Annotated in this window: 21 protein-coding genes and 1 tRNA gene; 14 read left to right on the top strand and 8 right to left on the bottom strand. The window is 65.2% G+C overall.

The features are described 5' to 3' along the window. Nucleotides 1-4 precede the first annotated feature (4 nt). The 5 genes from ispE to pth all read left to right on the top strand — a co-directional run bounded on the left by ispE (nt 5) and on the right by pth (nt 3,612). A complete protein-coding gene (gene ispE, locus AC0GNR_RS05490; RefSeq protein WP_472900053.1) occupies nt 5-883 on the top strand; it encodes a 4-(cytidine 5'-diphospho)-2-C-methyl-D-erythritol kinase in 879 nt (292 codons plus the stop codon). Nucleotides 884-978: 95 nt separating this feature from the next. Then, nucleotides 979-1,055, top strand: a tRNA-Gln gene (locus tag AC0GNR_RS05485). 99 nt (nt 1,056-1,154) lie between these two features. Further along, a complete protein-coding gene (locus AC0GNR_RS05480) occupies nt 1,155-2,129 on the top strand; it encodes a ribose-phosphate pyrophosphokinase (protein WP_439112730.1) in 975 nt (324 codons plus the stop codon). Nucleotides 2,130-2,228: 99 nt separating this feature from the next. Beyond that, nucleotides 2,229-2,849, top strand: a complete 621-nt coding sequence (locus tag AC0GNR_RS05475; protein WP_472899995.1) for a 50S ribosomal protein L25/general stress protein Ctc — start codon at nt 2,229-2,231, stop codon at nt 2,847-2,849. 82 nt (nt 2,850-2,931) lie between these two features. Beyond that, nucleotides 2,932-3,612: an aminoacyl-tRNA hydrolase gene (gene pth / locus AC0GNR_RS05470; protein WP_472899994.1), complete on the top strand. Its 681-nt coding sequence runs from the start codon at nt 2,932-2,934 to the stop codon at nt 3,610-3,612. Here pth and AC0GNR_RS05465 read toward each other — a convergent pair. Genes AC0GNR_RS05465 through AC0GNR_RS05445 form a run of 5 tightly spaced genes read right to left on the bottom strand, consistent with a single transcriptional unit; the run spans nt 3,552 to nt 7,911 of the window. Further along, nucleotides 3,552-3,860, bottom strand: a complete 309-nt coding sequence (locus AC0GNR_RS05465; RefSeq protein WP_472899993.1) for a YfhL family 4Fe-4S dicluster ferredoxin — start codon at nt 3,858-3,860, stop codon at nt 3,552-3,554. The two genes, pth and AC0GNR_RS05465, sit on opposite strands and share 61 nt — an antisense overlap. Before the next feature lies 1 nt (nt 3,861). Continuing rightward, complete coding sequence (gene coaD / locus AC0GNR_RS05460) at nt 3,862-4,380, bottom strand: pantetheine-phosphate adenylyltransferase (protein WP_472899992.1); 519 nt, start codon at nt 4,378-4,380, stop codon at nt 3,862-3,864. Nucleotides 4,381-4,416: 36 nt separating this feature from the next. After that, the gene (gene rsmD / locus AC0GNR_RS05455; RefSeq protein WP_472899991.1) at nt 4,417-5,037 is read right to left on the bottom strand and encodes a 16S rRNA (guanine(966)-N(2))-methyltransferase RsmD; all 621 of its coding nucleotides are present in this window, start codon (nt 5,035-5,037) and stop codon (nt 4,417-4,419) included. A gap of 16 nt (nt 5,038-5,053) precedes the next feature. Further along, nucleotides 5,054-6,403, bottom strand: a complete 1,350-nt coding sequence (locus AC0GNR_RS05450) for a M16 family metallopeptidase (RefSeq protein WP_472899990.1) — start codon at nt 6,401-6,403, stop codon at nt 5,054-5,056. 29 nt (nt 6,404-6,432) lie between these two features. Next, a complete protein-coding gene (locus AC0GNR_RS05445; RefSeq protein WP_472899989.1) occupies nt 6,433-7,911 on the bottom strand; it encodes a M16 family metallopeptidase in 1,479 nt (492 codons plus the stop codon). A gap of 29 nt (nt 7,912-7,940) precedes the next feature. On the opposite strand from AC0GNR_RS05445, the gene ftsY reads away from it, so the two are divergent. Further along, a complete protein-coding gene (ftsY, locus tag AC0GNR_RS05440) occupies nt 7,941-9,050 on the top strand; it encodes a signal recognition particle-docking protein FtsY (protein WP_472899988.1) in 1,110 nt (369 codons plus the stop codon). Between the two features lie 20 nt (nt 9,051-9,070). On the opposite strand, the gene AC0GNR_RS05435 is transcribed toward ftsY, so the two are convergent. Further along, nucleotides 9,071-9,259: a zf-HC2 domain-containing protein gene (locus AC0GNR_RS05435; protein WP_472899987.1), complete on the bottom strand. Its 189-nt coding sequence runs from the start codon at nt 9,257-9,259 to the stop codon at nt 9,071-9,073. Nucleotides 9,260-9,285: 26 nt separating this feature from the next. Then, nucleotides 9,286-9,861, bottom strand: a complete 576-nt coding sequence (locus AC0GNR_RS05430; protein WP_472899986.1) for a sigma-70 family RNA polymerase sigma factor — start codon at nt 9,859-9,861, stop codon at nt 9,286-9,288. 131 nt (nt 9,862-9,992) lie between these two features. On the opposite strand from AC0GNR_RS05430, the gene AC0GNR_RS05425 reads away from it, so the two are divergent. The 8 genes from AC0GNR_RS05425 (at nt 9,993) to AC0GNR_RS05390 (ending at nt 16,832) form a co-directional block, all read left to right on the top strand. Next, the gene (locus tag AC0GNR_RS05425) at nt 9,993-10,478 is read left to right on the top strand and encodes a TlpA family protein disulfide reductase (protein ID WP_472899985.1); all 486 of its coding nucleotides are present in this window, start codon (nt 9,993-9,995) and stop codon (nt 10,476-10,478) included. 121 nt (nt 10,479-10,599) lie between these two features. Beyond that, nucleotides 10,600-10,878: a BufA1 family periplasmic bufferin-type metallophore gene (locus AC0GNR_RS05420; RefSeq protein ID WP_472899984.1), complete on the top strand. Its 279-nt coding sequence runs from the start codon at nt 10,600-10,602 to the stop codon at nt 10,876-10,878. A gap of 38 nt (nt 10,879-10,916) precedes the next feature. Next, nucleotides 10,917-11,813: an MNIO family bufferin maturase gene (gene bufB, locus AC0GNR_RS05415; protein ID WP_472899983.1), complete on the top strand. Its 897-nt coding sequence runs from the start codon at nt 10,917-10,919 to the stop codon at nt 11,811-11,813. Continuing rightward, nucleotides 11,810-12,670: an HvfC/BufC family peptide modification chaperone gene (locus tag AC0GNR_RS05410; protein WP_472899982.1), complete on the top strand. Its 861-nt coding sequence runs from the start codon at nt 11,810-11,812 to the stop codon at nt 12,668-12,670. The genes bufB and AC0GNR_RS05410 overlap by 4 nt, the downstream gene beginning before the upstream one ends. Before the next feature lie 53 nt (nt 12,671-12,723). After that, nucleotides 12,724-13,941 (top strand): ABC transporter substrate-binding protein, encoded by a 1,218-nt coding sequence (locus AC0GNR_RS05405; protein WP_472899981.1) that lies wholly within the window; start codon nt 12,724-12,726, stop codon nt 13,939-13,941. Beyond that, entirely contained in the window at nt 13,938-15,590 is a 1,653-nt protein-coding gene (locus AC0GNR_RS05400) for an ABC transporter permease (RefSeq protein WP_472899980.1), read from the top strand. The genes AC0GNR_RS05405 and AC0GNR_RS05400 overlap by 4 nt, the downstream gene beginning before the upstream one ends. Then, nucleotides 15,587-16,237, top strand: coding sequence for an ATP-binding cassette domain-containing protein (locus tag AC0GNR_RS05395; protein WP_472899979.1), 651 nt, complete (start codon nt 15,587-15,589; stop codon nt 16,235-16,237). Before AC0GNR_RS05400 ends, AC0GNR_RS05395 begins: the two co-directional genes overlap by 4 nt. Then, the gene (locus AC0GNR_RS05390; RefSeq protein ID WP_472899978.1) at nt 16,227-16,832 is read left to right on the top strand and encodes a CDP-alcohol phosphatidyltransferase family protein; all 606 of its coding nucleotides are present in this window, start codon (nt 16,227-16,229) and stop codon (nt 16,830-16,832) included. The genes AC0GNR_RS05395 and AC0GNR_RS05390 overlap by 11 nt, the downstream gene beginning before the upstream one ends. A 47-nt stretch (nt 16,833-16,879) precedes the next feature. Here the strand turns inward: AC0GNR_RS05390 and AC0GNR_RS05385 are convergent, their stop codons facing one another. Then, nucleotides 16,880-18,247, bottom strand: a complete 1,368-nt coding sequence (locus AC0GNR_RS05385; protein WP_472899977.1) for an MATE family efflux transporter — start codon at nt 18,245-18,247, stop codon at nt 16,880-16,882. Nucleotides 18,248-18,255: the final 8 nt, after the last annotated feature.

Here is an 18,255-nt window from a genome sequence, read left to right as displayed (position 1 = left end):
GCCGCTGAAGCGGCTTTTTGATGTCCCCGCGCCCGCCAAACTCAACCTGTTTTTGCACATCACCGGTCGGCGTGCAGACGGGTACCACCTGCTGCAATCGGTGTTCATGCTGATCGACTGGTGCGACACCCTGCACTTTGAGCTGCGCCACGACGGGGCGATCAGCCGAGAAGACCTCACCGCCGCACACCTGCCAGCCGAAGACCTGGTGGTGCGCGCAGCACGCCTGCTGCAACAAGCCACCGGCTGCACGCTGGGCGTTCACGTGGGGCTCGAAAAACGCCTGCCCGCCGAAGCCGGCATGGGCGGTGGGTCCTCTGATGCCGCCACTTGCCTGTTGGCGCTCAACCGGCTGTGGGGACTTGGCCTCAACCGTGCACAGCTTGCGGCGCTGGGTCTGCAGCTGGGCGCCGACGTGCCCTTCTTCATTGGTGGGCGCAACGCCTGGGTAGAAGGCGTGGGCGAGCAACTGACACCGCTGTCGCTCGAAGATGCCCGGTTTGTGGTGGTCAAACCACCAGGAGGCGCTTCCACACAATCCATTTTCAGCTCCCCGCTTTTGAAGCGCGACACAAAGCCTGCTATAATCCAAGGCTTTGCTGCAAACGATGCAAGTGAGCCGTTAAAGCACAGCATCCAGAACATTCTGGATATTGGGCACAACGACCTGCAGCCCGTCGCACAAGCGTTGTGTCCTGATGTAGGGCGCTGCATCAACTGGCTCCAGAGCCATGGGTTGCAAGGACGTATGAGCGGGTCGGGCACCGCGGTGTTTGCGCAAATACGACAGTCTCTCGATCTGTCAGATGCCCCTGGCAACTGGTTGGTGAAAGATTGCAAAAATATGGATGCACATCCATTGCTTGAGTGGTGTTCCGGGTAGAATCCTGGTTTACGCAAAACCCAGGCAGTTGATGCGTAACCTGCGACAGTTTTGGGTTGTTTGGGTGGCACTTGTGCCAAGCAAACAACCAGCGTAGGGGAGTCGCCAAGTTGGTAAAGGCACTGGATTTTGATTCCAGCATGCGAGGGTTCGAGTCCTTCCTCCCCTGCCATTTCATTTGATCCACACCACGTAACAAAACGGCCATCCTGCGGTGGCCATTTTTTATCGGCGATCCTGTGGGGCCGTCGTAGAAACAGCTGGGAACACCATGCAAGTTCAGCCCCCGGATTTCATGATCTTCACCGGCAATGCCAACCCGGTATTGGCCGCTGAAATTGCACAACACCTGGGTACGCAGCTTGGCGCCGCCAACGTGGGTCGCTTCTCCGATGGTGAAGTCACGGTGGAAATCACCCAAAACGTGCGCACCCGCGAGGTGTTCGTCATCCAGTCGACCTGCGCTCCGACCAATGAGAACCTTATGGAACTCATCATCATGGTCGACGCCCTCAAGCGCGCTTCTGCCTCACGCATTTCGGCCGTGATCCCCTATTTTGGCTACGCCCGCCAAGACCGCCGGCCGCGTTCGAGCCGTGTGCCCATCACCGCCAAAGTGGTGGCCAACATGCTGCAGGCCGTGGGTGTGGACCGCGTGCTGACCATGGACCTGCACGCCGACCAGATCCAGGGTTTCTTTGACATTCCGGTGGACAACATTTACGCCTCGCCGGTGTTGCTGGGTGACCTGCGGGCCAAGAACTATTCCGACCTGCTGGTGGTTTCACCAGACGTGGGCGGCGTGGTGCGCGCACGCGCGCTGGCCAAGCAGCTCAATTGCGACATGGCCATCATCGACAAGCGCCGACCCAAAGCCAACGTGTCGGAAGTGATGCACGTGATTGGCGACATTGACGGCCGCAACTGCGTGATCATGGACGACATGATCGACACCGCAGGTACGCTGGTGAAAGCCGCTGAGGTGCTGAAAGAGCGTGGCGCCAAGAGCGTTTACGCTTATTGCACGCACCCTATTTTCTCGGGCCCGGCCATTGAGCGCATTGCCAAGGGCAATGCACTCGACGAGGTCGTTGTGACCAACACCATTCCTTTGTCGCAGGCTGCACAGGCCTGCGCCAAGATTCGCCAACTCTCCGTGGCACCGCTGATGGCTGAAACCATTGCGCGCATTGCTTCAGGCGAGTCGGTCATGAGTTTGTTTGCCGACCAGGACAATCTTTTTTAAGACCCGGTCAGCAGCAAGAAGCGGGCTGTTCCCATGGTGGGGATCGCCCTTTTGAAACAGAGGCGTTCTGGTCGCGGGACCCCTCAAATGGAGAATGTTATGCAATTTGTCGCTTTTGAGCGCGCCAAGCAGGGTACGGGTGCGAGCCGCCGTCTCCGCAACACCGGTCGTGCGCCCGGTATCGTTTTTGGTGGCGAAGCCGCCGCGTCGCTGATCGAACTCGATCACAACGCCCTCTGGCACGCCCTGAAAAAGGAAACGTTCCACGCCTCCATCCTGGACATGGAAATTGCGGGTTCGGTGCAAAAAGTGCTGTTGCGCGACGTGCAATACCACCCCTACAAGCCGCAAGTCCTGCACGTGGACTTCCAGCGCGTGGACGACAAGACCCGCCTGCACAAAAAGGTGCCGCTGCACTTCATCAATGGCGAAAACTCGCCTGCCGTGAAAGAAGACAAGTGCGTGATCAACCACGTGATGACCGAAATCGAAATCGAGTGCCTGGCCACCCAGTTGCCCGAGCACATCACGATTGACCTGGGTGCTGTCGTCAAGGGCTCCACCGTGCACACCGGCGACATCAAGCTGGACAAGAACGTCAAGCTCGTCATGCACGGCCGCAAGAACCTGACCGTGGCCACCGTGGTTGAGCCTGTGACCGAAGTGATCGCAGCCCCTGTGGTTGTGGTGGACGACAAGAAAGGCAAGAAGAAGAAATAAGTCCTTCCGGACCTTTTCTCTCTGCCCGAAACGGCCCGCTCTGCGGGCCGTTTCTCTTTGTAGCGTCACCGATAATTTGCGCATGATCCGACTGATTGCCGGACTGGGAAACCCCGGTCCAGAATACGAACACACCCGCCACAACGCCGGCTTTTGGTGGGTGGACGAAGCCGCACGCCTGCTCAAGGTACCGCTGCAGATGGAACGCAGCCACTTTGGGCTGGTGGCACGGGCCAACGTAAGCGGCCACAGCGTGTGGCTGGTGGAGCCGCAGACGTTTATGAACCTGTCGGGCAAGTCGGTCGCTTCGGTGGCTCGGTTTTTCAAGATTGCACCCGAGGAGGTGCTGGTGGTGCACGACGAGCTGGATTTGCCGCCCGGCGAAGTGAAGCTGAAAAAAGGTGGCGGACACGCGGGACACAATGGACTGCGCGACATTCATGCCCAGCTCGGGAGCGCCGACTACTGGCGGCTGCGCGTGGGCATTGGTCACCCGGGCAACAAGAATGAGGTGGCCAACTGGGTGCTGAAAAAACCCTCACCCGATGACCGCATTGCCATTGCACAAGCGCTGGACCGCAGCCTCAAGGCCTTGCCCAACCTGATAGCTGGCGAAATGGACAAGGCGACGGCGCTGATTCACACCAGCAAACCACCACGCCCCAAGCCACCCCGGCCACCCAAGGCCGACGCGCCCGTGGTTCAGACGCCTGATGCCGGTGCTGTGCCGCTGGTGGACACGTCGGTGGCGGACAAGGGCTGACCGGCCTTTTGCAGCCGCTGGTATTTTTGCCACAGCGTTTCCCGGGTCTCGATGTGGTCCGGGTGAAGGGGAATACAGGCGACCGGGCACACCTGAACACACTGCGGCTCGTCAAAGTGGCCCACACACTCGGTGCATTTGGCCGGGTCAATCTCGTAAATTTCCTCACCCATGTAGATTGCCTCGTTCGGGCATTCTGGCTCGCACACATCGCAGTTGATGCATTCGTCGGTGATCATCAGCGCCATGTCAAGCCTCCAGCTTTTTGGGCAACAGCCGCTGTGCCACCGCAGCGTTCACCATCTGCGACACGTCGCCGCTCAGGTAGGAAATCTCGCGGACCAGGGTGCTGGAAATGCATTGCAGCTCGGCCTGCGGCAACAAAAACACCGTTTCTACGGTCGGGTTGAGCTTGCGGTTCATTGCCGCCATCTGGGCTTCGTAGTCAAAGTCTGTGAGGTTGCGTATGCCGCGCACCACCGCCGTGGCGTTTTGCTGTCGGCAAAAGTCCATGATCAGACCGTCAAACGGCAGCACCCGCACCCGCCCGGGCATCCGCGATGCGGCCTCAGCTGTCATGTCCAGCCGCTCGGCCAGGGTGAAGCGCGTTTTTTTGTGGTGCGCCATGGCCACCGCAATGATCACCTCGTCAAACAGCAGGGAAGCACGTCGGGCCACGTCTTCATGGCCGAGCGTCAACGGGTCAAAAGTACCGCTGTAGATAGCGATGCGGGGGCTACCGGATGACTGGGACAGATCGAAACTCATGCCCTGAATTATGCGGGACGGGTGCTGTGGCCCGACTTATTGGGCGGGCAATAGCCGCAGCAGGTGAAAGGCGACTTGGCCGGCTTTGCCCTGGCGATGGACCTGCAGCCCGGTCTGGGCCAGCTCATCAGCGCTCCAGACGCGGGGCGCTTCCAGGTAGATCAAACCCGTTTCGCCCACAGCGGCACGGGCAGCAGCCAGCGCCGAAAGTACCAGGGCGTCGTTTTGCCCATCGGCAAACGGCGGGTCCAGAAACACCACGTCCAGCCGCAGGCCGCCGCGCTGGCGCAGAGCCGCCAAGCCGTCACCACGCTCCACGCGCACCGTGTCGGCGCTGAGCTTGGCCTTGGTGCGGCTCAAGGCGCTCAACAAGGCGCCATCCTGCTCGACCAGCACCACTTCGGCGGCCCCACGCGAGGCGGCTTCAAAGCCGAGGGCACCCGTGCCTGCAAAGGCGTCGAGGCAGCGCAGGCCCTTCAGATCCTGCCCGAGCCAGTTGAACAAGGTTTCGCGCACGCGCGCAGGCGTGGGCCGAAGACCGGGATGGTTGGGCACCGGGAGAATGGTGCGCTTCCATTGGCCACCGATGATTCGCACCTCATTGGGTGCGCTGGCTGGGCGCTTGTGCGCTGCAGGTGCTGGTGCTGGTTTTTTCATGCCCGTAGCTTAACGCTCAAGGCTTTGCGCCCACCACCACGGTCACCATCCGATCGGGCTGCAGCACGCGGCTGAACGCACGGCGAATGTCGGCCACGCTCACCTGCTGAACCTGCCCGGTCCAGGTGTCGAGATAGTCCAGCGGCAGGCCGTTCCAGGCGATGTTGGCCACGTTGTCCAGCAGTTTGCGGTTGCTGTCGATGCGCAGCGCAAAGCCGTTGATGAGGAAGTCTTTGGCGGCTTGCAGCTCGGTGTCGGTCGGACCTTGTTCAACGAACTGGCGCACCACGTCGCGCGCCACGGTCACAGCCTGTGCGGCCTGGTCGGGCCGGGTGGTCAGACCCACCTGAAACGCACCGGCGTGCAGGCCAGGCGAGAAGTAGCTGTAAACGCTGTAGCTCAGGCCGCGTTTTTCGCGCACCTCGGTGGTGAGGCGCGACACAAAGCCGCCACCGCCCAAAATGTAATTGCCCACAAACAGGGGGAAAAAGTCGGGGTCGTTGCGGGCCACGCCGGGTTGACCCATCAGCACCTGTGCCTGGGCCGCTTCGAATGGCCGCTGCTCGTTCACCGCTTGCGCCAGCGGCTGCACCTGGGGCACGGCGGGCAAGGCCTCACAGCCGTGGGGCACCACAGCGCCCACCAACTGGCCCACGATGCGGTCGGCCTGGGCGCGGTCGATGGCGCCCACCAGCGTCACCTGGGCGCGGCAGGCGGCCACGTGGCGGCGGTAAAAGGCGCGCATGTCGGCCACGGAAATGGCGTTGAGTGTGGCTGCCACGGGCTCAAACCCGTAGGGATGGTTGCCGTACACGGCGCGGGCAAAGGCCCGGCCGGCCTGGGTGGCGGGTCGGGTGTCGGCTTCTTTCAGCGCGGCCAGCGTGCGCTCACGGTCGCGCTGCCACACCCGCTCGGGCCAGGCGGGGGCGGCGAGCTGGCGGGCGGCCAGGGCCACAGCGCGTTCCAGCAAATCGGGCTCGGTGAGGGTGCGCAGCGACAGGCTGAAACGGTCGCTCCCCGCCTGCGCGCCAAACTGCGCACCCAGATCGACCCAGGCTTCGCTGAGCTGGTTTTCGTCCAGAGCAGGCTGGCTGCCCTGTGCCGCCACACCGGCTGAGAGCAAACCGGCGGTGGCACTGGCCAGACCGGCCTGAGCGGCAGGGTCGCGGCGGCTGCCGCCGTCAAAGTCAAGCTGCACGTCCAGCATGGGAATGGTCGGGCTGGCCACGAGGTACACGCGGGCACCGCTGGTGTGCGTCCAGTGTTCGATGGGAATGGCGGCCTGCGCGGGCAACAGGGCGCCCAGCGCCAGCAAGCCGGCCAGCCAGACACCGGGGCGGGCGATGTGAAGCGTGTTTTTGATCATGGTGGGTTTCGCAAACATCAGCGAGCCGATCAATGCCGGCCCAGCACAGGCCGGGGCTTGGCAGGGCTGCTGCCGGCGGCGGTGCGCCGGCTGGGGTCGGGCACCAGCACGGCGGTCGTGAGCTGTTCGTCGGAAAAATAGCGTTGCGCCACCGACTGCACCTGCGCCGCCGTGACCTGGCGCAACGCCGCCATGAGGCGGTCGCCGGTGTTCACGTCCATGCCGTTGATCCAGTAGTTACCCAGCTCACGGGCCTGGTTGAAAACCGAGTCCAGTTTGTAGATTTCACCGGCGGTCCATTGGGTTTTGACGCGCTGCAACTCGGCCGCGCTGATGCCTTCACGGGCGATGCGCGCCACTTCGGTTTTGAGCGCAGCCGAAGCGGCGTCGGCCGACACGCCGCGGGCCGGCACAGCGCTGAGCAAAAACAGCTGCGGGCCACGGCCATACAGGCCGTAAGAGGCGCCGGCGCTGTCGGCCACGCGCTTGCCACCCATGCCCTGGCCTTGCACCAGCGCCCGCTCCAGCCGGGCACCGCTGTAACCGTCGAGCACGGCCGAGAGCACGGTCAGCGCCAGCGCGTCCTGGCTGGCGGGGTCTTCTCCGCCGGTCCACTGCGGTACTTTGAAGGCCAGCGCCACCATGGCCTGCTCGGCCGCCGCGCGGTATTCCAGGCGGCGCGGGCCGGTTTGGTCGGGCTCGACGCGCGGTTTGCGTGGGGGCACCGCGCGGGCGGCCAAGGCACCGTAATGCTTTTCGGCCAGCGCGCGCACCTGGGCCACGTCCACATCGCCCGCGATCACCACCGCGGCGTTGGCCGGGGTGTACCAGCGCTGGTAAAAAGCGCGCACGTCGTCGGGCGTCATCGCGTCGAGGTCGCTCATCCAGCCAATGATGGGCCGCCGGTATGGGCTGGCCTGGAACACCGCCGCGTTGAGCGCTTCAAACATGCGGGCACGCGGTGAATCTTCGGTGCGCTGGCGGCGCTCTTCCTTGATGACTTCGAGCTCGCGTTTGAACTCGTCGTCGGCCCACTGGTTGTTGGCAAAACGATCGGCTTCCAGCCGCATCACCTCTTCCAGCTTGGCTGCCGGCACCTGCTGGTGGTAGGCGGTGGCATCGCGGCTGGTGAAGGCGTTTTCGCGCGCGCCGAGTGCGGCCATGCGGCGGGAAAATTCACCCGGCTTGAGCGTGGGCGTGCCTTTGAACAGCATGTGCTCCAGCGCATGGGCCACGCCGGACGTGCCGTCGACCTCGTCGATGGAACCCACGCGCACCCACAGCATGTGGGCCACGGTGGGCGCGCGGCGGTCGGGCCGCACGATCAACGTCATGCCGTTGGCCAGCATAAAGGTGTGGGCCAGTGGCTCGGCTGTGGGTTGCGACGCTGTGGCCGCAGGGGTTGGAAGGTTCGCTGGCGCCTGCGCCCAAGCGCCGGATGCGCTGAGCGCCAGGGTCAAAAACAGCGCGTTGAAGCGCGTGTCAAGCAGGTGCATGGTGCGTTTCATAGAATGCAATGGATTCTAGAGATTGAAAAATGTTCTCGTTCTTCCGAAAAAAAACCCCTACCCCCCCTCCAGCGCCCGCCCCAGCACAGCCACCCGTTGCTGAGCCCGCTGCTCCACCTGCGACGGTACCGGCCGTGGCGCCGGCGGCTGCACCCCTGCCTGTGGCCCCGCCTGCGCCCATGGCCGCGCCGACCCCTGTGGCGGGTGTGCCGCCCGTGGTGGCTGCCGCCGCACCCGAACCGCGCAAGGGCTGGCTCGACAAGCTCAAGGCCGGTTTGCGCAAGACCGGCGCCAGCATTGCCACGGTGTTCACCGGCACGCAGATTGACGACGCGCTGTACGAAGACCTGGAAACCGCACTGCTGATGGCGGACACCGGTGTGAAAGCCACTGAGCACCTGCTGGCCGATCTGAAAAAACGCGTCAAAGAACAAAAGACGACCGACCCCGCGGCCGTGAAAGGACTGCTGGCCGACGCGATCACCGACCTGCTCAAGCCACTGCAAAAGCCGCTGGTGATTGGCGAGTTCAAGCCCACGGTGATCATGGTGGCGGGCGTGAACGGCGCGGGCAAAACCACTTCCATTGGCAAGCTCACGCGCCACCTGGCCAACGAGGGCGCCACCGTGCTGCTGGCTGCGGCCGACACCTTTCGCGCCGCTGCCCGCGAGCAATTGGCCGTGTGGGCCGACCGCAACACGGTCGACATCATCACGCAGGAAGGCGGCGACCCCGCTGCGGTGAGCTTTGACGCCGTGACCGCCGGCCGCGCCCGCGGACGCGACGTGGTGCTGGTGGACACCGCCGGGCGCCTACCCACCCAGCTGCATTTGATGGAAGAGCTGCGCAAGATCAAGCGGGTGGTGCAAAAGGCCGACGCCACGGCGCCCCACGAGGTGTTGCTGGTGATCGACGGCAACACCGGGCAAAACGCGCTGATGCAGGTGAAGGCGTTTGACGATGCGCTGCAACTCACCGGCCTGGTGATCACCAAGCTCGACGGCACGGCCAAGGGCGGCGTGTTGTGTGCGATTGCGCGCGAAAAACCGGTGCCGGTCTACTTCATCGGCGTGGGTGAAAAGCTGGAAGACCTGGAGACCTTTGACGCCCGCGAATTTGCCCAGGCGCTGCTGAGCTGAGCGAACAGACGCACCGGGCGTCAGCGCTCGTCGTCTGTGTAGTGGCGCCAGTTTTTCATGGCGTTGCGCATGCTGAGCACCTGACGCTCAAAGGTGGGGCAGGCCTTGCACATGGCCATGTGCATACGCAAAGCCAATTGTTCGGCCACAGGCAACGCCCGGTCTTCGCGGGCAATGACCAGCGCCGTCACCTCCTTGCAGGAGCGCATCAGGGGGAGTTTTCTGAGCCAGGCGTTCATCGTGCGGCAAACCAGTTGAGTTCCAGACATTCACGCAAGCGCAGACGGGCGCGGTGCAACTGAACGTACAAGTTGGTCGGCGTCAAACCGAGTTCCTTACAGATTTCTTCGCTGGACAGCTCCAGCCACTCGCGCATGAGAAACAGCCGGCCTTGCACCGCCGGCAACTTGTCGGTGCACGCTTCCAGAATGACAAAAAACTGGCGGCTGTTCAGGTCTTGCTCCGGGTTGCCCCAGTCGGCGGGTTTTTCGGCAAAGTGGCCGTCGCGCTTGAAAGCCATGTGCTCCAGCGGGTCGGTGCTGTCATCGTCTGAGCCACTGTCCAGCACCACCTCGCGCTGCCGCTGGCGCATGGAGTCGATGATTTTGTGTTTGAGGATGCCCACCAGCCAGGTCTTGAGCTGCGAGCGCGCCTCGAACGCCAAGGGCTTGGCCAGGGCAGCCAGCAAGGTCTCGGAAACGGCGTCTTCCGCCCAGGCCTCGTTGCGCAGTTGCAGGCGCGCAAAGCGCATGAGGTAACTGCGCAGGGCGACCAGTTGATGCTCGAATTCGGCGGGTTGATCTTTGTGCATGTGGACGATTTGGAATCGGATGCGAGTGTAAGAAATCGAAGATCTCTGCGACAAAAAGTATTAGTCCTTGAAGGAGATACCCGATGACGCACCCGCATACCGCTCTTGGAGGCCTCCAGCGCCGACAGTTCATGTCGATCGCTTTGCTGTGCGCTGCCGGGCCCGCGGCGGCACAGTTCACGGCACCAGCTGGCACCGCCCTGCCAGCCCTGCAAGGCACCACGGCCGAGGGGCAACCGCTGCAGTTGGCGGCATTTCAAGGCCGCGTGGTGCTGGTGTTTTACTGGGCCACGGGTTGCCCGGTGTGCCGCGACAAAATGAAAGAGCTGCGCGCAAACCTGTTGGGCTGGCGCAGCCAACCGTTCACCTTGATGGGTGTGAACATGGACGCCCAGCGACAGGACTGGCTGGACTACGAGCGCCTGGTGGCCCAGACCACCCCAGCGCCTCAGCGGTTTGCCTCTGTGTGGGCCGGCGGCAGCGACTTCAGTGACACCATGGGTCGGCCACTCCAGTTGCCCAGCGCCCGCCTGATCGACAAACGAGGCCAGTTGGTCGAAGCGTACCAAGGGCGCATACCCGTTGAGGCCTGGGACCGCATTGCCGACGTTCTTTGAAAGACCGAGCATTTTTTTGCATGCCGGTCTGTAAGAACCGCCCGCCCCGACAGACTCACTCCCAACCACCAGGCGCTGCGCCGCAGGCCAGTGGTTTCAACCCCTCCATGGAGTCACTGAAATGAACCAACGCACCCTGATCACCTCTGCCGCCGCTTCGCTGATGTCGCTGGCCCTGCTGTCTTCGCCAGCTTTGGCGCAAACAACCGCCAAAGAGAAGTGCTACGGCGTCGCCAAGGCCGGGCAAAACGACTGCGGCAACCTCGCCGGCACGCATTCCTGCGCCGGCCAGTCCAAAGTGGACAACGACAAAGGCGAGTGGAAGTACGTGGCGGCTGGCACCTGCAAGACGCTGGGCGGTCTGTCGGCAGACGAAGCCAAGAAGGCCATGAAGTCCTGAACCGCCTTCGCTCTTCGAATCAAAAAAAGCCCGCCACCATGACCGCACCCGCTCATCGGACTTCAGCCGCAGCGCCTCAGGTGGGCATCGGTTGGCGGCACACCCATTACGCGGCCTTGCTGGAACAGCAGCCCGCCCTGGACTTCATTGAAGTCCATTCCGAAAACTTCTTCGCGCCCGGCGGTGCTGCGCTCGCGGTGTTGCGCGAAGGCCGCGAGCACTACCCCGTCAGTCTGCACGGCGTGGGCCTGTCGCTGGGCTCTGCTGCGGGCATCGACCCCTGGCACCTCGACCAGCTGGCGCGTCTGGCGAAAGCCATTGATCCGGTGCGCGTGAGCGACCACGCCAGCTTCGCGCGCGGCCCTGGCCAGCACGCGGCCGACCTGCTGCCCGTGCCCATGAGCCACGCGGCGCTCAACGCCCTGTGTGCCAACGTGAACCAGGTGCAAGACCGCTTGCAGCGCACCATCGCGGTGGAAAACCTGTCGGCCTATGTGCGATGGCGAGAAGCCGACATGGATGAACCCGGCTTTCTGAATGCGCTCGCGCAGCGCACGGGCTGCCAGCTGCTGGTGGATGTGAACAACGTGTATGTGAACGCGCTCAACGCGCAACTGCGCGGCGAGACCACAGACCCCTTGGGCGACTGCAGGCGCTGGCTCGACGCGGTGCAACCCCACCATGTGGCCGAAATGCACCTGGCGGGCCATGTGCACTGCGGCGACATCGTCATTGACGACCACGGCAGCCGCGTCCATGAGGCCGTGTGGTCGCTCTACCAGCACGCCGTTCGCCGCTTGGGTGCCGTGCCCACGCTGATCGAGTGGGACATCGACCTGCCCGCGCTTCAGGTGCTGCTGGACGAAGCCGAGCGCGCCCGCACCACGGCCCAGCGCTGCCTGGACGCTGCTGCTTTGCAGGCGGTCACCGCATGAGCGCGCAGGCGCTGCACGCATTGGGCACTCAGCAGCAGGCGCTGCTGCAAGCGCTGCTGGCCAGGCCCGGCAGTGCCCAGGCCCGCGAAGCGGCCGCGCACCTACCCGACTTTCTCGACACGCGCCAAATCCAGACGACACGCGGCCTGGCCGTGTACCAGGCCAACGGCCATGCCATGGCCGAGCGGGCTTTGCTCAGCGCCTACCCCGTGGTGGCGGCACTGATCGGTGCTGACAACTTCGCGCTGCTGGCGCGCGATCTGTGGCACCAGCATCCGCCGCAGCGGGGCGATCTGGCCCAGTGGGGCAACGCCCTGCCCGGCTTTTTGCAGCACAACGCGCAACTGGCCGATGTGCCGTACCTGAGCGATGTGGCGAGCACCGAATGGGCGCTGCACGCAGCCGCTGGCGCCGCCGATATTGCACCCGACCCCGCCAGCTTCTCGCGCCTCGCACATGAAGCGCCCGAAGGCCTGACGCTCATCCTGGCGCCCGGCACCACCGTGGTGTGCAGCGCCTTCCCGGTGGCCAGCCTGATCGGGGCGCATCTGCACGCAACGCCCCGGCTGGACGAGGCCGCCCAGCGCCTGCGCGACGGCCAGGGCGAACACGCACTCGTGTGGCGCCAGGGCCACCGTCCGCGCCTGCAAGGCATTCACCCCAGCGCATCGGCCCTGTTGCAGACGCTGCTGAAAGGTGCCGACCTGACCCAGGCGCTGGACGCCGCCTTCGCTGTGGCCGATTCAACCACCGCCTTTGACTTTTCTGCCTGGCTGAGTGCCGCCGTCGCGGACGCGCTGGTCACAGGCGTGCACAGCCTGCCGCCCACAGTCCAGCCCCAAAAACCCAGCCCATGAGCCCCATCGGCCCATGAATTAAGCTCAGCCAACCCTTTTTCGGAGACCTCACTTTGACAACCTTCAGCCTGTCCCGCCGCGAAATGCTCACGATCGCTGGCAGCGCCACGGGTGCGGCCTTGACACCCGCCTGGGCGCAATCCCCCACCCCCGCCTGGTCCACCCTGGAAAAAGCCGCCCGGGGGCAAACCGTGTACTTCAATGCCTGGGCCGGTAGCGAAACCACCAACGCCTACCTGCAATGGGTGGCGGCTGAGGTGAAAGCCGCTTACGGGATCCAGCTGGAGCACGTGAAGATCACCGACACCGCCGACGTGGTCAAGCGCGTACGGGCCGAAAAAGCCGCTGGCCGCCAGGCCGGTGGCGGCACTGTGGACCTGGTGTGGATCAACGGTGAGAACTTTGCCGCCATGAAGCGCGACAGCCTGCTGCTCGCCCCATGGGCCGAGGCGCTGCCCAACTTCAAATACGTGGACACGGTGGGCAAGCCCACCACCTTGAACGACTTTTCGGTGCCCACCGACGGGCAAGAGTCGCCCTGGGGCATGGCGCAGTTCACCCTGTTTGCCGACAGCAAGCGCCTGCCCCAGCCGCCGCAAAGCATGGCCGAGCTGCTGGCCCTGGCACGGCGCCAGCCCGGGCGCATCAGCTACCCGCGCCTGCCCGACTTCACCGGCACCACGTTTGTGAAGCAGGCGCTGCTGGAACATGTGGCCGACGTCCGCGTGTTGGCCAAACCGCCTGTGGCGGCCGACTTCGCCCAGGTCACCGCGCCGCTGTGGCAGTTTCTGGACGCACTGCACCCGCACCTGTGGCGCGGCGGCAAGCAGTTTCCGCAAAACCCGGCTGCCGTGCGCCAGATGATGGCCGACGGCGAACTGCTGCTGGCGCTCACCTTCAACCCCAACGAACCGGCCAACGAGATCGCGGCCAAGCGCCTGCCGGCCTCGGTGGTCAGCTGGCAGTTCGCCAAAGGCACCATTGGCAACACCCACTTTGTGGCCATTCCGTACAACGCCAAAGCCGCCGCCGGTGCCCAGGTGGTGGCCAACTTCCTGCTTTCGGCCAAGGCTCAGGCGCGCAAGGCCGACATCAGCCACTGGGGCGACCCCACCGTGCTTGACCTGGCCAAACTCCCCCCCGCCGAACGGGCCTTGTTCCCCAGCCAGCCGCTGCCGGGCCAGGTGGCCAAGCCCGCCCCCACGCTACCTGAGCCGCACGCGGCCTGGGTGGAGCCGGTGGAGAAGGAGTGGGCCAAAAGGTACCTGTGACGCCACCTCGCTTGTTTTGGGCAACCGCCCTGCTGCTGATCGCAGGCGGGCCGTTGCTGGCCGTGGCTGCGCTGGCGCTGGCCAGTTTGTTTGACGCCGCTGCCTGGCAAGCGCTGTGGCAAGACCCCCACTGGCTGCACGCGCTGACGCTGACGCTCTGGACCGGCCTGGCCTCCACCGCGCTGGCATGGTGGCTGGCGGCCGCGTTGCTGGCGCAGGGCTTTGTGCGCCAGTCGCTGGGGCGGCTGCTGCGCGGTTTGCCGGTGATGCTGGCCACGCCCCACGCCGCGTTGGCCATTGGTCTGGTGTTTTTGCTGGCGCCCAGCGGCTGGGTGCTGCGGGCGCTGTCGCCCTGGCTCACGGGTTTTGAATTTCCCCCTCCCTGGCCGACCACGCAAGACCCGTGGGGGCTGGGTCTGATCGCGGCGCTCACCGCCAAAGAAGTTCCATTTTTGCTCTGGACCGCCGCCACCCAGCTGCAGCGCGACGACGTGCGCCAGCGCTGGCGCAACGAACACGCGCTGGCCCAGACGCTGGGCTACAGCCCGCAGCGCGCGTTTTGGCGCGTGGTGTGGCCACAGCTGAGCGCGCGCCTGTGGTGGCCACTGCTGGCGGTGCTGGCCTATGGCCTCACGGTGGTGGATATGGCGCTGGTGATCGGCCCAGCCTCGCCGCCCACGCTGGCTGTGCTGGCCTGGCAGTGGTTGCAAGACGCCGACCTGGCCGTGAACGCGCAAGGTGCCGCCGCGGGTGGCGCCCTGGCGCTGGCCCTGTTGGCGGCGGCGCTGGTGTGGCGGGCCCTGCAGAGCTTGCACCTGCGCAGCGGCCAGCGGCTGAACGGCCGGCGCGGTACTGGCTCACAAGCCACCCACAAAGACCCATCAGGCGCTTTGCCCGCCAGCTACCTGCTGCTGGCTGGGCTTTACGGCGCCGTGCTGCTGGCCCTGGCCGTGGGCAGCGTTGCCGGCGTGTGGCCGTTCCCGCAGGTGTGGCCCGAAGCCGTCACCTGGCAGGCCTGGGCACGCGTGTGGGACAGCCGCGACACCGTGGGCACCACGCTCGGGCTGGCGCTGGCGTCTACCGCGCTGGCGCTGGCCTGGAGCGTGGCCTGGCTGGAACTGGCCCCGCGCCACTGGGACACCGCCCTGCGCCCTGTGCTCTACCTGCCGCTGGTGCTGCCCGCCGTGCTGTGGGTGGTGGGCCTGTACAGCCTGGCGCTGCAGTGGCGGCTGGAAGGCCAGTGGCTCGGACTGTTGCTGGCGCACACCGCCATGGTGCTGCCGTATGTGTTGCTGGCGCTCAGCCCGGCCTACCTGGGTTTTGATGTGCGCTACGCCCAGCTCAACGCCAGCCTGGGCCACGGCCCCTGGCATTTTTTGTGGCGCATCAAGTGGCCGCTGCTGCGCCGCGCACTGGCGGCCAGCGCCGCCGTGGGCTTTGCCGTGAGCGTGGCCCAGTACCTGCCCACGCTCTACATCGGGGCCGGGCGTTTCAGCAGCGTCACCACCGAAGCCGTCACCCTGGCGGCCGGCGCGCAGCGCTCGCTCACCAGCGCTTACGCGGGGCTGCAATTTGTATTGCCCGTTCTGGCGTTTGGCCTGGCCGCCTGGCTGGGCGCGCCCCGCCGTTTTAAAGTCACCCGTTCATGACGCTACAGGTCCATATCACACAGCTGGGCAGCGCGCAGCGCGTGCTGTTGAAAGACCTGCGCTTTACCGTGCGGCCCGGCCATGTCCTCACGCTCATGGGCCCCAGCGGCAGCGGCAAAAGCTCGGTGCTGGCGGCCATTGCCGGCACGCTGGACAGCGTGGCCGAAGGCACGCAGGCGCTGCGCGCACAAGCCAGTGTGCGGCTCAACGGCGAAGACATCAGCCAGCGCCCCACCGCACAACGCGGCGTGGGCCTGCTGTTTCAGGACCCGCTGCTGTTTGCCCACCTCACAGTGGCAGAAAACCTGCTGTTTGCCGTGCCACCCGGCCCGCGCGCGCAGCGCCTGGCCCAGGTGCAGCAGGCGCTGGCTGAGGCAGGCCTACAGGGCTATGGCGAACGCGACCCGGCTACCTTGTCGGGCGGGCAGCGTGCCCGCGTGGCGCTCATGCGCGCCTTGCTGGCCCAGCCGCGGGCCCTGCTGCTGGACGAACCTTTTTCCAAGCTCGACGCCGCGCTGCGCGACCAGTTTCGCGCCTTTGTTTTTGAGCACATCCGCGCTCGGCAGATACCGGCGGTGCTGGTCACGCACGACGCTGCCGATGTGGCCGACCCCGATCAACTGATCGCGCTGACCCATGCTGGATAAAGCCATCCAACGGGCGCTGAAGCCGCTCATGACCCGCGCCGCGCGCGGGCTGGTGCGCCTGGGCGTGGGGGCAGACGCGATCAGCCTCGCCGGTTTTGCCGTGGGCATGGGCGCCGCCACGGCCATTGCCTTGCAGCATGACTGGGTGGGCCTGGCGTTGCTGCTGATTTCGCGCCTCATGGACGGGCTGGACGGTGCCGTGGCCCGCGCCACCCAACCCACCGACCGAGGCGGGTTCCTGGACATCACGCTCGACTTTTTGTTTTACGCATCCATTCCGCTCGCTTTCGCCATCGCCGAGCCGGCCCAGAATGCCCTGCCCGCCGCCGTGCTGCTGGCGGCTTTCATCGGCACCGGCAGCAGCTTTCTGGCGTTTGCCGCCGTGGCCGAAAAACGCAAGCTGCAGTCGCTGGCGTTCCCCGACAAAAGCTTCTACTTTTTGGGCGGCCTCACGGAAGCCACCGAAACCATCCTCGCCTTCACCGCCATGTGCCTGTGGCCGCAGTGGTTCCCGTACATCGCCTACGGCTTTGCAGTGCTGTGCGGCATCACCATCGCCATGCGCATCGTGTGGGGATGGCAGCGGTTTGGTTGACGGTGTACGCCTGACACGGGGCATGCGGCGCGCGACCGCAGACGGGTTCAGGGCAGCAATGGCTTGCTTTTGGGCACATCCCGGGTCAACCGCCAGAAGCGCGCGGTGAGCACCACGGCCGCCACCGCCAGACCGCCCACCAAACCCACCCACAGGCCGACCGGGCCCAAGGGGCCGAAAACACCCAGGCCGAGGCTCAGGCCCATGCCAATCACCCAGTAACAAAACACGGTGACGAACATCGGCACTTTGGTGTCTTTGTAGCCGCGCAGCACCCCCATGGCACCCACCTGCAGGCCGTCAACCAGCTGGAACACGGCCGCGAACACCAGAAACTGCGCTGCCACCGCCACCACCTGCGCGTTCGCCGTGTAGAGGCCGGCCAGGAATTCATTGGCGCTCCAGAGCACCCCGGCAGACACGGCCATGAAGCCGGTGCACAGCGCAATGCCCAGGCGGCCCCGGTAGCGCGCCGCCAGCGGGTCGCCCGCGCCCAGCGCCTGGCCCACCCGTACCGTGAGCGCAATGGATATGCCCAGTGGAACCATGAAAGCGATGGAAGCGATGTTGATGGCGATCTGGTGGCCCGCCACCGCGTCGACGCCAAAGCGCCCCATGAGCAGCGCGGTGGCGGTGAACATGCCGGACTCCATGGCCATGCCAATGGAAATGGGCAGGCCCAGGCGCACGATGCGGCCGATGTGCGCCCAGTCGGGCCGGGTCCAGGTCTGGCGCAGCCGGTGCGCGGCGTAGCGCGGTGCGCGCAGGGTGTAGGTAAACAGTGCCAGGCAGCCGAGGGTCTGGGCGATGCCGGTGGACAGCGCCGCGCCGGCACCGCCCATGGCGGGCCAGCCGAAATGGCCGTACATGAACACGTAGTTGCCCAGCACGTTGAGCGGCAGCATCAGGAGCTGGGTCCACAGCATGGGCATGGTGTGGCCCATGGACTCGTTGAGAAAACGCGGCACCAAGTAGAGGCAGGTGAACGGCAGGCTCCAGCCCACCCACAGCAGGTAGCGGCGCGTCTCGCTCACGATCTCGGGCGATATGCCCAGGTGCGGCATGAGCAGGGCCAGAGCGAACAGTGTGGCGATTTGCACCAGCGACAGCCCCAGCGCCAGCCAGAGGCCTTGTCGCCATTCGTCACCGATCAGGTGGTGGCGGTTGGCCCCCACGTGGTGGGCCATGATGGGCGTGAGCGCCAGCATCAGGCCCAGGCCAGCGATGAAGGTGAAAAACCACATGGCCGAGCCCATCGCCACCGCCGCCAGGGCCAGCGGGCTGATGCGCCCAGCCATCACCGTGTCGGCCACGCCCATACCCATCTGCAGCAGCTGCGCGGTGATGACAGGCAAGGCGATGAGGGCAATGGCGCGCAGCTCGGTGCGCGCTTTCAGGAAGCTGGGGGAGATCACGAAGACAC

Source organism: Hydrogenophaga sp. LT287, assembly GCF_055702805.1.
The sequence above is the reverse complement of the archived record's forward strand: the minus strand, read 5'-3'. Positions and strand labels throughout refer to the sequence as shown.

Bases quoted from the DNA above. Each gene is read 5' to 3' on its own strand.
- AC0GNR_RS05480 (WP_439112730.1), top strand. From the start codon at position 1,155: ATGCAAGTTCAGCCCCCGGATTTCATGATCTTCACCGGCAATGCCAAC.
- AC0GNR_RS05475 (WP_472899995.1), top strand. From the start codon at position 2,229: ATGCAATTTGTCGCTTTTGAGCGCGCCAAGCAGGGTACGGGTGCGAGC.
- pth (WP_472899994.1), top strand. From the start codon at position 2,932: ATGATCCGACTGATTGCCGGACTGGGAAACCCCGGTCCAGAATACGAA.
- AC0GNR_RS05465 (WP_472899993.1), bottom strand. From the start codon at position 3,860: ATGGCGCTGATGATCACCGACGAATGCATCAACTGCGATGTGTGCGAG.
- coaD (WP_472899992.1), bottom strand. From the start codon at position 4,380: ATGAGTTTCGATCTGTCCCAGTCATCCGGTAGCCCCCGCATCGCTATC.
- rsmD (WP_472899991.1), bottom strand. From the start codon at position 5,037: ATGAAAAAACCAGCACCAGCACCTGCAGCGCACAAGCGCCCAGCCAGC.
- AC0GNR_RS05450 (WP_472899990.1), bottom strand. From the start codon at position 6,403: ATGATCAAAAACACGCTTCACATCGCCCGCCCCGGTGTCTGGCTGGCC.
- AC0GNR_RS05445 (WP_472899989.1), bottom strand. From the start codon at position 7,911: ATGAAACGCACCATGCACCTGCTTGACACGCGCTTCAACGCGCTGTTT.
- ftsY (WP_472899988.1), top strand. From the start codon at position 7,941: ATGTTCTCGTTCTTCCGAAAAAAAACCCCTACCCCCCCTCCAGCGCCC.
- AC0GNR_RS05435 (WP_472899987.1), bottom strand. From the start codon at position 9,259: ATGCGCTCCTGCAAGGAGGTGACGGCGCTGGTCATTGCCCGCGAAGAC.
- AC0GNR_RS05430 (WP_472899986.1), bottom strand. From the start codon at position 9,861: ATGCACAAAGATCAACCCGCCGAATTCGAGCATCAACTGGTCGCCCTG.
- AC0GNR_RS05425 (WP_472899985.1), top strand. From the start codon at position 9,993: ATGTCGATCGCTTTGCTGTGCGCTGCCGGGCCCGCGGCGGCACAGTTC.
- AC0GNR_RS05420 (WP_472899984.1), top strand. From the start codon at position 10,600: ATGAACCAACGCACCCTGATCACCTCTGCCGCCGCTTCGCTGATGTCG.
- bufB (WP_472899983.1), top strand. From the start codon at position 10,917: ATGACCGCACCCGCTCATCGGACTTCAGCCGCAGCGCCTCAGGTGGGC.
- AC0GNR_RS05410 (WP_472899982.1), top strand. From the start codon at position 11,810: ATGAGCGCGCAGGCGCTGCACGCATTGGGCACTCAGCAGCAGGCGCTG.
- AC0GNR_RS05395 (WP_472899979.1), top strand. From the start codon at position 15,587: ATGACGCTACAGGTCCATATCACACAGCTGGGCAGCGCGCAGCGCGTG.
- AC0GNR_RS05390 (WP_472899978.1), top strand. From the start codon at position 16,227: ATGCTGGATAAAGCCATCCAACGGGCGCTGAAGCCGCTCATGACCCGC.